The 13963-nt window shown below is 69.3% G+C and carries 13 protein-coding genes; 8 read left to right on the plus strand and 5 right to left on the minus strand.

Annotated elements, in window-relative coordinates; all coding sequences use genetic code 11:
* The first annotated feature begins 48 nt into the window (after positions 1 to 48).
* Positions 49 to 903, plus strand: a complete 855-nt coding sequence (locus tag KO481_RS34535) for a helix-turn-helix transcriptional regulator (RefSeq protein ID WP_215922701.1) — start codon at positions 49 to 51, stop codon at positions 901 to 903.
* Between the two features lie 12 nt (positions 904 to 915).
* Here KO481_RS34535 and KO481_RS34540 read toward each other — a convergent pair whose 3' ends face one another.
* A complete protein-coding gene (locus KO481_RS34540; RefSeq protein ID WP_215922702.1) occupies positions 916 to 1446 on the minus strand; it encodes a YceI family protein in 531 nt (176 codons plus the stop codon).
* 101 nt (positions 1447 to 1547) lie between these two features.
* On the opposite strand from KO481_RS34540, the gene KO481_RS34545 reads away from it, so the two are divergent.
* Positions 1548 to 2372, plus strand: coding sequence for an MmyB family transcriptional regulator (locus tag KO481_RS34545; RefSeq protein WP_215922703.1), 825 nt, complete (start codon positions 1548 to 1550; stop codon positions 2370 to 2372).
* A 1-nt stretch (position 2373) separates the two neighbouring features.
* Here the strand turns inward: KO481_RS34545 and glpK (KO481_RS34550) are convergent, their stop codons facing one another.
* Together glpK (KO481_RS34550) and KO481_RS34555 are read right to left on the minus strand one after the other, a co-directional pair.
* Complete coding sequence (gene glpK, locus KO481_RS34550; protein ID WP_215922704.1) at positions 2374 to 3897, minus strand: glycerol kinase GlpK; 1524 nt, start codon at positions 3895 to 3897, stop codon at positions 2374 to 2376.
* A 28-nt stretch (positions 3898 to 3925) separates the two neighbouring features.
* Positions 3926 to 4690, minus strand: coding sequence for an IclR family transcriptional regulator (locus KO481_RS34555; RefSeq protein WP_215922705.1), 765 nt, complete (start codon positions 4688 to 4690; stop codon positions 3926 to 3928).
* A gap of 255 nt (positions 4691 to 4945) precedes the next feature.
* On the opposite strand from KO481_RS34555, the gene KO481_RS34560 reads away from it, so the two are divergent.
* The 6 genes from KO481_RS34560 to KO481_RS34585 all read left to right on the plus strand — a co-directional run bounded on the left by KO481_RS34560 (position 4946) and on the right by KO481_RS34585 (position 11633).
* Positions 4946 to 5782: an MIP/aquaporin family protein gene (locus KO481_RS34560; RefSeq protein ID WP_308166884.1), complete on the plus strand. Its 837-nt coding sequence runs from the start codon at positions 4946 to 4948 to the stop codon at positions 5780 to 5782.
* 91 nt (positions 5783 to 5873) lie between these two features.
* Complete coding sequence (glpK, locus tag KO481_RS34565; RefSeq protein WP_215922707.1) at positions 5874 to 7394, plus strand: glycerol kinase GlpK; 1521 nt, start codon at positions 5874 to 5876, stop codon at positions 7392 to 7394.
* Between the two features lie 105 nt (positions 7395 to 7499).
* Entirely contained in the window at positions 7500 to 9173 is a 1674-nt protein-coding gene (locus tag KO481_RS34570) for a glycerol-3-phosphate dehydrogenase/oxidase (protein WP_215922708.1), read from the plus strand.
* A gap of 962 nt (positions 9174 to 10135) precedes the next feature.
* The gene (locus tag KO481_RS34575; RefSeq protein ID WP_215922709.1) at positions 10136 to 10513 is read left to right on the plus strand and encodes a hypothetical protein; all 378 of its coding nucleotides are present in this window, start codon (positions 10136 to 10138) and stop codon (positions 10511 to 10513) included.
* On the plus strand, positions 10510 to 11040 hold the full coding sequence (locus tag KO481_RS34580; RefSeq protein WP_308166891.1) for a DUF6286 domain-containing protein: 531 nt from the start codon (positions 10510 to 10512) through the stop codon (positions 11038 to 11040). Before KO481_RS34575 ends, KO481_RS34580 begins: the two co-directional genes overlap by 4 nt.
* The gene (locus KO481_RS34585; protein WP_215922710.1) at positions 11037 to 11633 is read left to right on the plus strand and encodes an Asp23/Gls24 family envelope stress response protein; all 597 of its coding nucleotides are present in this window, start codon (positions 11037 to 11039) and stop codon (positions 11631 to 11633) included. Before KO481_RS34580 ends, KO481_RS34585 begins: the two co-directional genes overlap by 4 nt.
* A gap of 210 nt (positions 11634 to 11843) precedes the next feature.
* Here the strand turns inward: KO481_RS34585 and KO481_RS34590 are convergent, their stop codons facing one another.
* Together KO481_RS34590 and KO481_RS34595 are read right to left on the minus strand one after the other, a co-directional pair.
* Positions 11844 to 13142 (minus strand): D-arabinono-1,4-lactone oxidase, encoded by a 1299-nt coding sequence (locus tag KO481_RS34590; RefSeq protein ID WP_215922711.1) that lies wholly within the window; start codon positions 13140 to 13142, stop codon positions 11844 to 11846.
* An 89-nt stretch (positions 13143 to 13231) separates the two neighbouring features.
* Entirely contained in the window at positions 13232 to 13906 is a 675-nt protein-coding gene (locus tag KO481_RS34595) for a TetR/AcrR family transcriptional regulator (protein WP_215922712.1), read from the minus strand.
* Positions 13907 to 13963: the final 57 nt, after the last annotated feature.

Consider the following 13963-nt stretch of genomic DNA (forward strand, 5'->3'; position numbering starts at 1 on the left):
CGAAAAGGGGTGGTCCTCCCCGGGGCGATCGAAGGAAAGGCGATCGGGATGGAGTTGCTTCGACCCCGTGATTCCGATGCGCTGCGGGCCGAGCTGCGACAGGTCGCCGCCGCGTCCGGGCTGCCGGTGGTATTCGGTGGCGAGGTGCGCGCCGGGACGCTGCTGCTCAGCGAATTCCTGGGCACCCGGACCAGCGCCATGCGCGGACTGCTGGTGCGGCCGGATTCCGGGGTCGGCGGCGCCGCGGTCGTCAGTGGGCGGCTCACGTCCGTCTCGGACTATCGGGTGGCGTCCACGATCACCCACCACTACGACGCGCCGGTGCTGACCGAGGGATTGCGCGCGGTGGTGGGAATGCCGGTGGTCGTCGGCGGGGAATCGCGCGCGGTGCTGTACATCGCCACCCGAGATCCGGGTCCGATCGGCGACCGCGCCGCGGACCTGGCCAGACAGGCCGGGCGGCGGCTGGCGGTCGAACTGGCGATTCGCGACGAGGTCGACCGGCGGCTGCGGCTGCGCGAGGCCGCCGCGCCCGTACCAGAGGGAACCCCCGCGGATGCCGTTGTCGCCGAACAGCTTCGCGGGATCCATGCCGAGATTCGCGGCATTGCGCAGACCCTCGACGACGCCCACGCCCGCTCGAGGCTGCGCGAGCTGTCCGATCGCGTGGCGCGATTGATGTCCGGACCGCATCTGCTCGACGACGCGCCGTCGCTGGCGCCACGGGAGCTCGATGTGCTCGCGCAGATCGCCCTGGGCTGCACGAACGGTGAGACGGCCGAGCGCCTGTCGCTGCGGCCCGAGACGGTGAAGAGCTACCTGCGCAGCGCCATGACAAAGCTCGGCGCCCGCACCCGGCACGAGGCCGTGGTGCGGGCGCGCCGTCTCGGGTTTCTCCCCTGAGGGCCCCGGGACTTACGGCTCGATGAGCTGAATGTCCAGCTCGACGGCGATCTTGTCGCTGACCACGGCGCTGGGCACGCCGGGGGCGACGTCCAGCTCCGTGCGCTTGATGGTGCCGGTCGCGGAGAAGCCCGCGTGCCGCTTGCCGTCCTGGGCCTCCTGCACGCCGCCCCACTCGACATCGAGGGTGACCGGCTTGGTCACGCCGCCGATGGTGACCTCGCCGACGACCTCGAACTCGTCGGCGACCTGCACCGGCTCGATCGCCTTGAAGTGCAGGGTCGGGCGCTTCTCGACATCGAGCAGGTCGGCGCTGCGGACGTGGCCGTCGCGGCCCTCGTTGCCGGTGTCGAACGAGTCCAGGTAGATGGTGGCCTCGATGGTCGCGGCGCCGGCGGCGTCGACGACGAAGCTGGTCTCGAACTTGTTGAAGCGGCCGCGGACCTTGGAGATGCCCAGGTGGCGCACGGTGAAGTTGACCGCGGAGTGGTTGGTGTCCAGCGCCCAGGCGCCGGTGGTGAGGGTCTGCTCGGAAGTCGTCATGTCAACAAGACTTCCGGACCGCGGTCCGTTTAGCCACACCGTCGTTATCCTGGTATTGGCAGGGCGCGGATAACGGGTCCGGGATCCGACAGGATGGTGTGGTGGACAGATCTGAATTCGCCGAGTTTCTCATTGCGCGGCGGGGGCAGCTGCAGCCGGAGGCGGTCGGGCTGCCCTCCGGGCGACGCCGCCGCACACCGGGGCTGCGGCGCGAGGAGGTCGCGGCCCTGGCCGGGGTGAGTGTGGACTATCTGGCCCGCCTCGAGCAGGGCCGGGACACCAATCCCTCGACCGCGGTGCTGGCCGCGCTGGCCGACGCGCTGCGGCTGAACGAGGTCGAGCGCCATCATTTCAGCAAGCTCGCGCTGGGCCTGGACCACCAGGCATCCACCTGCCCGTCCGACGGCCAGGCCTTCGAGCGCGTTTCCGAGACGGTCCAGGCGGTGCTGGACGCCATGCACCCCACCCCGGCCTTCGTGTACGGGCGGCGCCTGAATGTGCTGGCCTGGAACGCGGCCTGGCGCGATTTCGCCGAGCCGATCGGGGTGTTCGACGAGCAGGCGCACGGCAATTTCGCGCACTACCTGTTCGGGCATCCCGCGGCGGCGAAGTGGTGGATCGACTGGCCCGCCGCGGCGGATCTGGTGACCTCGGCGTTGCGCACGGCCCGTACGCACTGGTCCGACGATGCGCAGCTCGGCGAGATGATCCAAGCACTGCAACGGTTTCCGGAGTTCGCGCGGCGCTGGCGCGAGCACCGCATGATGGACTTCCGTTCGGCCACACTGCATCTGGAACATCCCGTGCGCGGCGCGGTCGAGGTAGAGATCGAAACCTTCAACCCGGCAATGGATCAGAGCGTCATGGTGTGGCTGGTGGATCGCCGCCAGGCCCATGTGCCCGGGCTGCGCCTGGTCAACGAGTAGCTCACCGATCCGCGGGCGCATCGCCGCTGGGGCGGGCCCAGCCGAAGCTGAGCTGTACCGCGCGCTTCCAGTCGTTGTATTCCGTCTCGCGGCGCGCGGCAGCCATGCGCGGGGCCCAGCGCCCGGCCGGACGCCAATTGTTGCGCAGGCCTTGGAGATCCGGCCAATAGCCGACGGCGAGTCCGGCCGCGTAGGCGGCACCGAGGGAGACGGTTTCGGGGACGTACGGGCGCATCACCGCAATGCCCAGCGCGTCCGCGACCATCTGCATCAGCAGATTGTTCGAGGTCATCCCGCCGTCCACCCGCAGGGTCGCGGCGGCCAGCCCGGAATCGGCGTTCATCGCCTCGACCACGTCGCGGGTCTGCCAGGCCGTCGCCTCGAGGACCGCGCGCGCGAGATGGCCCTTGGTGATGTAGGAGGTCAGCCCGACCACCAAACCTCGTGCATCGCTGCGCCAATGCGGTGCGTACAGTCCGGAGAACGCGGGCACGATGCGGCAGCCACCGTTGTCTTCCACTGTGCGCGCGAGGGTTTCGATCTCGGGCGCACTGGCCACCAGCCCGATGTTGTCGCGGATCCATTGCACCAGTGAGCCGGTGACCACGATCGGCCCCTCGAGTGCGTACACCGGATCGCGGTCGATCTGGTAGCCGATGGTCGTGAGCAGGCCGTGCGTGGACTGCACGAGCTCGCCGCCGGTGTTCATCATCAGGAAGGCGCCGGTGCCGTAGGTGCACTTGGTTTCCCCACGGGCGAAACAGGTTTGGCCGAACAGCGCGGCGTGCTGGTCGCCCAGCGCGGCGGCGATGCGAATGCCGGGCGCGACCCGGCTGGTGATGCCGTGCGGGGCGGTCGAGGCCTGGATCCGGGGCAGCATGCCGGCGGGAATGCCGAAGAACTCGAGCAGTTCGGTGTCCCAGTCCAGGGTCGCGAGATTCATCAGCAGGGTGCGGCTGGCGTTGGTGACGTCGGTGACGTGCTCGCCGCCGTCGATGCCGCCGGTCAGATTCCAGATCAGCCAGGTCTCCATGGTGCCGAACAGCACCTCGCCGCGTTCGGCGCGCTCGCGCAGCCCGGGAGTGGTGTCCAGCATCCAGCGTAGCCGTGGCGCGACGAAGTAGGTGGCGATGGGCAGCCCGGACAGCTGCCGCACGCGCGGCGCATCCGGGTGCTTCTCGAATTCGGCGACCAGGTCCTCGGTGCGCACGTCCTGCCACACGATGGCGTGGCCGACCGGGATCCCGGTGCGGCGATCCCATATCACGGTGGTCTCGCGCTGATTCGTAATGCCCAGTGCCACAATCTGATCCACGCCGACTCCGGCGTTGCGCAGGGCCTGGGGCACAATCCGGTCGACGTTGCGCCAGATCTCCGTCGCGTCCTGTTCGACCCAGCCGGGCCGCGGGTAGAACTGCTGGTGCTCGCGCTGGGCCACACCGGCCAGCTGCGCTCGCTGATCGAACAGGATGCAGCGGGTGGAGGTCGTGCCCTGGTCGATGGCCAGCACATATCGTTGCGTCATCCGCATTGCCTTCTCATCGGTGAAACTCTCAATGTCCCGCTGCGAGATCCCGTGAGATGGCGGTAGCGGTGTCGCGCACCAGGGTGACCAGGCCCGGTCGGTGCCGCAGCCCGGCGCCGCAGAGCCGGTCCACGGGCCCGGCGATGCCGATGGCGCCGATGACCAGGCCGCCGCGGGCGCGGATGGGCGCGGCGATGCCGGCCTCGCCGGTGCGGAATTCCTCGACCTCACCGGCCCAGCCGTTGCGCCGCACCTCGGTCAGCGTCCGGGTGAGCGCGGCTCGGTCGATCACCGTGCGATGGGTGAGGGAGGGCAGGCTGCTGTGGCGGACCGTGGCGGCCAGGTCGGGCTCGGACGCGAGCAGGACCTTGCCCAGCGCGGTGGCGTGCTGCGGCAGCCGCTCGCCGACCTGCAGGGCCTGCTCGGAGTTGTCCGGCCGGAAGACGTGGTGTACGACCAGGACCTCGCCCTCGAGGGTGGTGCCCACCCGGACGGCCTCGCCGCTGCGCGAGGCCAGCGAATCGGCCCAGTTGATCGCCCAGGACCGCAGCTCGTTGGCGTCGATCGCGTCCGCGCCGAGCCGGCGGACCGCCGCGCCCAGCCGGTACTTGCCGGTGGCGGCGTCCTGCTCGACGAAGCCGACGCCCTGCAGGGTGCGCAGGATGCCGTGCGCGGTGGGTTTGGCGAGATCGAGGGCGGCGGCGATGTCTCCGACGCCGAGGCGGCCGGAGCCGTGGGCGAGCAGCCGCAGCACGGCCGCCGCCCGTTCGATCGACTGGATCGGACCGGGCATGGAGCGAACCTATCTGGAAAAATTTCATTCGACAATGTCGAACGGCGCACGATCCCCGGCCGACCGCCCCGAAGTGGGTGTGACCTGCGACATAGTGACCTCCCGATTGGTCGGACACTAGCGGCGCGGGTCAGGCCCGGCCAGTCCCGGCGTTCGGCATTGTCGAACGCCCGGGATTCCCGGATGGCCGGGAGATTCATACCGTTTGTCGATATGGCCGCAGCGGCGGCCGGTGGCTCTCACGGAGGCTCAACGGTGAACTTCGGGACAATCTTCGTCAGCGAGATGTTCGGGACAGGACTTCTGATCCTGCTCGGCGCGGGTGTCGTGGCGAACGTGCTCTTGACCAAATCAAAGGGATTCGACGGCGGCTGGCTGCTGATCAACTTCGGCTGGGGACTGGCTGTCTTCGCCGGGGTCTACGCGGCCTACAAGACCGGCGCCCACCTCAATCCGGCGGTGACCGTCGGCATCGCGTTCAGCGGCGCGAAGGTGTACGCGCCCGGCATCGCGATCACGGTCGGCAATACCATCGCCTATCTGGCCGGGCAGATGATCGGCGCCTTCCTGGGCGCCTGCGTCGCCTACCTGGCCTACAAACGGCACTTCGACGAGGAACCCGATGCGGGCAAGAAGCTCGCGGTTTTCTCCACGGGTCCCGAGATCCGTTCCTACGGATGGAATTTCGTCACCGAGGTGATCGCCACCTTCGTCCTGGTCTTCGTGGTGCTGGCGTTCGGGCACACGCCCACCGGCCTGGGTCCGGCCGCGGTGGCCCTGCTGGTGGTCGGCATCGGCGCCTCGCTGGGCGGCCCCACCGGATACGCCATCAACCCGGCCCGCGACCTGGGTCCGCGCATCGCGCACGCGGTGCTGCCGATGAAGTTCACCGGTACCGTCGCGCCGGAACGGGTTCCCGAGACGGTGAGCGTCGGCGCGGATGGTCACGCGGTGCAGGAGCGCCCCGTCGGCGCGGCCGCGCCCGCGCAGCCGCAGCGTAAGAACTCCGACTGGTCCTATGCCTGGGTGCCCGTGCTCGGGCCGCTGGTCGGCGGCGCGCTGGCGGGCCTGATCGCGCATCTTGTGCTGTGATCGTGCATCTCACTCACAATCTTCTGCATAAAAAGAGTGGGCCGACAGCTGTAACACTGCCCACCAGACTTTTTCCCGAAAGGACCCAACGATGAGTCAGTTCGTCGGAGCCATCGATCAGGGCACCACGAGCACCCGCTTCATGGTGTTCGACCACGGCGGTAACGAGATCGCGCGCCATCAGCTCGAGCACGAGCAGATCCTGCCGCGGGCAGGCTGGGTCGAGCACAACCCCACCGAGATCTGGGAGCGTACCCGCGCGGTCATCGAGTCCACGCTCACCAAGGCGAATCTGACGGCCGCGGACCTGGCCGCGGTCGGGGTCACCAATCAGCGCGAGACCACCGTGGTGTGGAACCGGCGCACCGGCCGGCCGTACTGCAACGCGATCGTGTGGCAGGACACCCGCACGGACCGCATCGCCGCCGACCTCGAGCGCAACGGGCACGGTGACACCATTCGCCGCAAGGCCGGGCTGCCGCCGGCGACCTACTTCTCCGGCGGCAAGCTGCGCTGGATCCTGGACAACGTCCCGGGCGTCGCCGAGGATGCCGAGCGCGGCGAGGCACTGTTCGGCACCACGGACACGTGGCTGATCTGGAACCTCACCGGCGGTATCGACGGCGGCAAGCATCTGACCGACCCCACCAATGCCAGCCGGACCATGCTGATGGATCTGGAAACCCTGCAGTGGGATCCGGAACTGTTGTCCATCTTCGGAATTCCGCTCGCGATGCTGCCCGAGATCGTCCCGTCCTCGAATCCCGAACTGTTCGGCAAGACCCGCGCGGACGGCCCCTTCCACGGCGAGGTGCCGCTGGCCGGTGTGCTCGGCGATCAGCAGGCCGCGACGGTGGGGCAGGTGTGCTTCCGGCCCGGCGAGGCCAAGAACACCTACGGCACAGGCAATTTCCTGCTGCTGAACACCGGCGAGGAGGTGGTGCGCTCCCAGCACGGGCTGCTCACCACGGTGGCCTACCAGTTCGGCGATGCGAAACCGGTGTACGCGCTGGAGGGTTCCATCGCGGTGACCGGCTCGGCGGTGCAGTGGCTGCGTGATCAGCTCGGCATCATTTCCGGTGCGGCACAGAGCGAATCGCTGGCCGCGCAGGTGGAGGACAACGGCGGGGTGTACTTCGTGCCCGCCTTCTCCGGGCTGTTCGCGCCCTACTGGCGCTCGGACGCGCGCGGGGCGATCGTCGGGCTGTCGCGCTTCAGCACCAATGCGCATCTGGCGCGGGCCACGCTCGAATCCATCTGCTACCAGACCCGCGACGTGGTCGCGGCCATGCAGGCCGACTCGGGCGTCGAGCTCGATGTGCTGCGGGTGGACGGCGGCGTCACCGCCAACGAGCTGTGCATGCAGATCCAGGCCGATTTCCTCGGGGTGCCGGTCTCGCGGCCGGTCGTCGCGGAAACCACGGCGCTGGGCGCGGCCTACGCCGCGGGCCTGGCGGTCGGGTTCTGGAAGAGCACCGAGGAGCTCGAGCAGAACTGGCAGGAGGGTAAGCGCTGGGAGCCCGCGTTGGATGAACAGCAGCGCGAGCGCGGGTACGCCCGCTGGAAGAAGGCGGTGGAACGCACCCTGGACTGGATCGACGTCGACGACTGATTGCCCGGGGCCGTGGCGCGCACCTGGCGGGCGCGCCACGGCCTCGATCGGGCACCGGTGACGCCACAGAAGGAACGAAACACTCGAACAAGGAGATATACCGCTGTGCCCGCAAATCTGGACCCCGCCTACCGCGCCGACGCCCTCGCCTCGCTCGGCGGGCAGGAGTTCGACGTGCTCGTCATCGGTGGCGGCGTGGTCGGCGCCGGAGCCGCCCTCGACGCCGCCTCCCGAGGCCTGACCACGCTGCTGGTGGAGGCCCGGGACTTCGCCGCCGGAACCTCCAGCCGCTCCAGCAAACTCATTCACGGCGGTCTGCGCTATCTCGAGCAGCTGGACTTCGCGCTCGTGCGGGAGGCGCTCAAGGAGCGCGGTCTGCTGTTGAACCGGCTCGCACCGCATCTGGTGCATCCGGTGTCGTTTTTGTTTCCGCTGCAACATCATTGGGAACGGCCGTACATCGGTGCGGGCGTCGCGCTCTACGACACCCTGGGCGGGGCGCGGGCGCTGCCCATGCATCGGCACCTGAGTCGTTCGCGCGCACTGGAATTGGCGCCCGCGCTGCGCAGCGACGCGATGGTGGGCGCGATCCGCTACTTCGATGCCCAGGTCGACGACGCCCGCCACACCATGACGCTGGCGCGCACCGCCGCCCGGCACGGCGCCACGGTGCTGACCAGGTCCAAGGTGACGGGCCTGCTGCGGGACGGCGAACGGGTGGTGGGAGCGCGGGTCACCGATCGGGAGACCGGGCGCGAGTACGAGGTCCGGGCGCGGCGGGTGATCAGCGCGACCGGCGTGTGGACCGATGAGATGAACGCCATGACGGGCGTGGATTTCCCGTTCCACGTGCGCATGTCCAAGGGCGTGCACATCCTGGTGCCGCGGGATCGGCTGGACATGGGCACCGGGCTGATCATGAAGACCGAGAAGAGCGTGCTGTTCGTGATTCCGTGGCAGGAACACTGGATCATCGGCACCACCGACACCGACTGGTCGCTGGACAAGAATCATCCGGTCGCCAGCGCCGCGGACGTGCAGTACATCCTCGATCACGTGAATTCGCTGCTGCGTGAGCCGCTTTCGGCGCAGGACATCGTCGGCACCTACGCGGGGCTGCGGCCGCTGCTGTCGGGCGCGTCGTCCGATACCTCCAAGCTCTCGCGTGAACACGCTGTGGCCGAACCGGTTCCGGGGCTGTTCGTGATCGCGGGCGGCAAGTACACCACGTACCGCGTGATGGCCGCCGACGTCGTCGATGCCGCCGTCGCCGGGTTCGGGCGCGGGGTGGCGCCGTCGGTCACCGAGAAGCTGCCGATCCTGGGCGCGGCCGGATACCACGAGCTGCTCGCCGATATCGACAGCGTCGCACAGCGGGCGGGCTTGTCGGTCGCCGCGGCCACCCATCTGGTGTCCCGCTACGGCTCCCTGGCCACCGAACTGTTCACGCTCATCGACGCCGACCCCGAGCTCGGCATGCCGCTGCCGGGCACCGAGTACCTGGGCGTGGAGGCGGTATACGCCGCCACGCACGAGGGCGCGCTGCACCTGGACGACATCCTGACCCGCCGCACCCGCATCTCCATCGAGGTGCCCGACCGCGGCCTTGCCGCGGCCGCGGTGGCGGCGGACCTGGTCGCCGGGCCGCTGGGTTGGGACGATGCTACGAAGGCGGCCGAGCTGGCCCGTTACCGGGATCGCGTGGAGGCCGAATTGAAGGCCAACACCGCCGCGGACGACGCCTCGGCGAACGCCGCGCGCCTGGTCGCTCCCTGCTGACACGCGTCCATCCGTCCGTCCGTCGCCTCCGGCATTAGGCGAGCCGGCCTTCGTTCGGTCCGGCATCGGTATCCGCCGGTCCGGTGTCTCGCAGCCGCCCCCGCGGCATGCCTTCGGCTGAAATCGCTTGGTACACAGGGATATCAGCCGAGGCGAGCGGTGACAACGACGGTGCGCCTCGGAGCTGGCGGGCGACGAGCCGCGGGGGTGCCGGGCGCCGAGGCGCCCGCGCGGCGGGCGGATGGTGAGCCGGGCCGAGAGGGGTGTCCAGCTCATCGGGTTGCCCGCGACGGTGTGCAGCGTGAACCAGGGTGGTTTGCGAACTGTTAGCTGATGCACCGATCGGGGAATCTCGAGGGGTGGAGTCGTGAGCGCAGCGAACCATCAACACAGCGCGCCTTGCGCACGACGGAGCCGAGCGCCGGCGAGGTGGGGTCGTGAGCGCAGCGATCGTGGCCTGGTACGCCGGATAGGTGCTGGCGTACGTCGTCGGCCATCTGATGCTGACCTTCTTCGGTGACGGCAGCTGGCCAGTTCCGCGTGCTGTGCGTGATCTTCCTGGTCATCCGCCAGCGCACCGCGGGAGTCGCCGCGCTGGCTGGCGCTGCACGGCCGCGCCGACAAGGCCGCGGAGATAATCGAGAAATTCCTGCACGTGTGGGTCGAGCCGCAGGAACTCGTCGAGGCGGCGGCGGACGAACCTGTGGTCAGCAGGTCGCTGCTGGAGCTGTTTCCCACCCATATCCGCGCGACCGCGGTGGGCCTGGCCACCTCGGTCAGCCGCATCGGCGCGGCGCTGTGCACCTACCTGCTGCCCTGGTCGCTCGACCATCTGGGCCGGTTGAGGCGGCTCCGCAGGCCACACCCGGCGCGTGTCATCGAATTATCCGGTTCCATCGGTTATCGTCTGGCTACTGCCGGGGGAGTTGTGCTTGAACCGCATACCGAATCCGGAGGTAGTGATGACGAGCACGGCGACCCCCTCGACGCGCCAGGTGCGCAACGCCAGGCCTGCTGGCGCGTATACGGCATTTCCGGTGGCGGATTCGGACGTCGCGTGGCAATCGGACTCGGTCCTCGATGCCGACGGCGTGTGCGCGATCGTTTCCGCGGCCGCCCGCGAGATCACCGGGGTGGATGCCGAGGTGCGGGTGCGGGCCGCGCTCGATCGGGGAGCGGCGGTGTTGCGCGTGCAGGTGCCGGTCCGATATCCGATGCCGATCTGGCAGGTGACCACCGCGTGCCGGGCCCATGTGCTGGAGCGGATGCGGCAGCGGTGCGGTATCACGGTGCGGCGCTTGGATATCGAGGTGATCGAGCTGACGGAGCCGGCCCGGTGAGGCGGCGCCCTCGACGTGCGATACCCGCCGCCCTGCTGGCGCTGGCGCTCCTCGCGATATGCGTCGCGGTCGTGTGGTCGCTGGTCCAGCGGCTCACCGGCGCACGGGAATTCATCTCCTACCACCGCGTCGCGGCCGGCCTGCACACCATCGCCTGGGACGATCGGCAGGTGCTGATCGCGGGCGCCGCTACGGCGCTGGCAGGACTGGTGCTGCTGGCCCTGGCGGTGCTACCGGGGCGCGCGGTGATGGTGCCGCTGACCGGTGCGGAGGACTTCGCCGCGGGCGTGGACCGCCGCGGCCTGCGCGGCGCACTGCGGGATGCGGCGCAGTCGGTGGAGGGCGTGCGATCGGCACGAGTACGCCTGCGCCGCAATCGGATCCGGGTGACAGCTCGGACAGGATACGCGCACACCGCGAGCCTGGCCGAGGCGGTGAGCGCCGCGGTCGAGGAGCGGATCGGCCGGATCGGCGCGTACCCGGCGTCGCGGGTGTCCACCCGGCTGCGCGCGGCGGGCGTGCGGTGACCTCGGCCAATCGCCCGGCCCGGCTGAATCGGGCGCTGCTGGCGATGTTCGGACTCCTGCTGGCGTGCGTCGGTGGGCTCCTGCTGGCGGCGCACTTCGGCCGCCTGGACTGGGTCGACGCCCGGGCGGTCGTCGTACCGGCCCGTCCCGCGCCCCCGGCCTGGGTGCTCTGGACGGTCGTGGCGTGCGCGGGGCTGGCGGGCCTGGGCTGTCTGCGCTGGCTGATCGCACAGCTGCCCCGCACCCCGCGGACCGTCCGATGGCGTGCTCGCGCAACGGATTCCGGCGATTCCACGACGCTAGACACCGCAACCGCCTGTGCGCCGGTCGCCGCCGATATCGGGGCCTACGAAGGCGTTCGCTCGGCCACGGCCCGGCTGTCGGGCACGAGCGGCGGACCCGGCCTGCACCTGGTGGTGACGGCGGCCCCCGACGCCGACGTCGCCGCCCTGCGCGACCGGATCCGCACGCACGCGGTTCCGCGCCTGTGCCAGGCGCTCGAGCTCGAAACCCTCCCGGTGAGTATGGAATTGCGTCTGACAACTGGTCGATCCCGTTGGCGCCTGCGCCGAACTGGCAGGCCGACAGCGTAATTCGGCCGATCCGCGCAAGCGTGCCGCAGCCGGATCACGTGACCGCCGAGTTCGGTGCTCGTCGGCGCGGGGTCTGCGTCGCTCCGTGCTCCGTGCTCCGTGCTCCGTGGTTGGGGCGGGCCTTGTGCATAACCCGTTGTGCACCAGTCGATTCCAGCGTATACACCCATGGTTTCGGAACCAGTGATCGGCCCGAACCGCGGGTGGCGATCAGCCGATCGGCCCCAGCACCCGGTCGACATATGGATTGCTGAAGCGGCCCTTGGGATCCAGGCGGCGGCGGACCTCCTGGAAGCGGTCCCAGTCGGGGTAGAGCTCGCGCAGGGTGCCGGCGGTCTGATAGTGCCGCTTACCCCAGTGCGGGCGGCCGTGGTAGCGGTTGAAGACCGCCTCGCAGGCGCGGAAGTACGGCTCGAATTCCATTCCGCTGTACTGGTGTACGGCGATATAGCAGGTCTCGCGGCCGCCGGCGGGGGAGAGGAATGCGTCGTCGGGTGCGACGAAGCGGACCTCGGTGGGCATCGGCGTCGCGAACCGCGTGCCGATCTCCTTGATCTCCCGGATGGCCTCGGCCGCATGTTCGCGCGGCAGGGCGTATTCCATCTCGGTGAAGCGAAACAGCCTGGGCGAGGCGAAGACTCGATAGGAGCGGTCGACCTGACGGCGGTAGGATCCGGCGTAGGCGGCCCCGCGCTGCAGCCATGGAATCAGCTGCGGCCAACGGCGGCACAGCCGGGCCAGCGCGTCGAAGGTGTGGTTCGAGACCAGGATGTCGGAGAACCAGTCCGCGGCCTTGCCGCGCGGCTGCGCGGGCAGCTCCGTGCGATTGTTCCGCTTGGTCATCGCGATCGGGCTGTGCGCGAACATGTAGAACTCGAAATGCTCATTGCCATCGGCATATTCGTCGAGATCGGCGAGCACGTCGGCGAGCGGCAGCGGTCGCTCGATACCCTCCAGCACGAATGCGGGCACCAATTGCAGCGTCACGGCCGTAACCACGCCGAGCGCGCCCACGTTCACCCGCGCCGCACGCCAGCCCTCGGGATCGCTGTCCTGGCTGAGTTCGACCCGGCGGCCGTCGGCGAGCATCAGTTCCACCGAATGCAGTGCGGCGGAGATGTTCTGGAGCCGGGCGCCGGTGCCGTGGGTGCCGGTGGCGGTGGCTCCGGCGATCGTCTGCACGTCGATGTCCCCGAGATTCGGGAAGGCCAGGCCCAGGGGATGCAGGGCGTTGCTGAGCGCGTTGAGGGTGGCGCCCGCCTCGGCTCGCACCAGGCCCGAGGCTCGGTCGACGTGCAGGATCCGGTCCATCCTCGACAGCTGCAGCAGCGTGCCGTCGGTCAGCACGGCGTCGGTGAAGGAGTGCCCCGAGCCTGCGACGCGGACGGTGTGCCCGGCGGCCTCGGCCCGCTCGAGCAGCTGTGCCACCTCGTCGGCGGACTCGGGTGCGGCGATCACGGCCGGGGTGCAGCGCTGCTCGCCCGCCCAGTTCACCCACGAATTGGTCATGCGTCCAACTTTAGGGGATGAGTGTGATGATCGCTACTCGGACGCCGATGTGCAGGGCTTTTCCGGGTACGTCGCAGTGGTGATCCGCGCTACTTCCGCCGCTCCCCGAAGCAGGCGGCCTTGGCGCGGTCGATCTCCTCGTCGGTGAACGGCGAGACCGTCAGCGGCTGGCGCGGCATGCAGTCCGCGCGGATGCCGTCCAGCACGATCGCCATATAGCGCCGCCAGATCTCCGGATTCACCGACCGTGCGAAGGAGGCCACCGATTCCACCATGTTGACCATCGCGAAGAAATCCGAGGCCGCGATGCCCTCGCGCAGGGCGCCCGCGGTGCGCGCGCGGTCGATCAGGTGCTCGATCGCCGGCTTGATGCGCTCCCGGACGGACACGAAACGCTCCATGGCATCGGGTATTTCGAGCATTACCTCGCCGAAGCCGCGATTGACCGCCATGTGCTGGCAGGAGTATTCGAAGACCGCCGTCAGTGCCGCCCAGGGGTCCGGGTTGTCGTTGGCCACCTCGACCGCCTCGGCCATCTCCGATACATGGCGATCGAAGACCTCCGCGATCAGCTCCTGCTTGTTCGCGAACCGCCGGTAGACCGTGCCCACGCCGACGCCCGCCGCCTCGGCCACGTCGTCGAGGGTGACGTCGAGCCCGCGCTCAGCGAAAAGGGAGCGCGCGGCATCGAGGATGCGCTGCTGATTGCGGGCGGCGTCGGCGCGCAGGCGCCGCGGCGGCGAGGCGGTAGTGGCGGGGTTCACATCGTCATATTAGCAAGATTCGGGATTAAGTGGAGACAGCATCTCCGTTATTGTGAT

Origin of the sequence: Nocardia albiluteola (assembly GCF_018860155.1) — a bacterium.
Taxonomy (GTDB): Bacteria; Actinomycetota; Actinomycetes; order Mycobacteriales; family Mycobacteriaceae; genus Nocardia; species Nocardia albiluteola.

Coding starts and splice junctions, on each gene's coding strand:
- KO481_RS34535 (WP_215922701.1), top strand. CDS start 49: ATGGAGTTGCTTCGACCCCGTGATTCCGATGCGCTGCGGGCCGAGCTG.
- KO481_RS34540 (WP_215922702.1), bottom strand. CDS start 1,446: ATGACGACTTCCGAGCAGACCCTCACCACCGGCGCCTGGGCGCTGGAC.
- glpK (WP_215922704.1), bottom strand. CDS start 3,897: ATGACGCAACGATATGTGCTGGCCATCGACCAGGGCACGACCTCCACC.
- KO481_RS34555 (WP_215922705.1), bottom strand. CDS start 4,690: ATGCCCGGTCCGATCCAGTCGATCGAACGGGCGGCGGCCGTGCTGCGG.
- glpK (WP_215922707.1), top strand. CDS start 5,874: ATGAGTCAGTTCGTCGGAGCCATCGATCAGGGCACCACGAGCACCCGC.
- KO481_RS34575 (WP_215922709.1), top strand. CDS start 10,136: ATGACGAGCACGGCGACCCCCTCGACGCGCCAGGTGCGCAACGCCAGG.
- KO481_RS34590 (WP_215922711.1), bottom strand. CDS start 13,142: ATGACCAATTCGTGGGTGAACTGGGCGGGCGAGCAGCGCTGCACCCCG.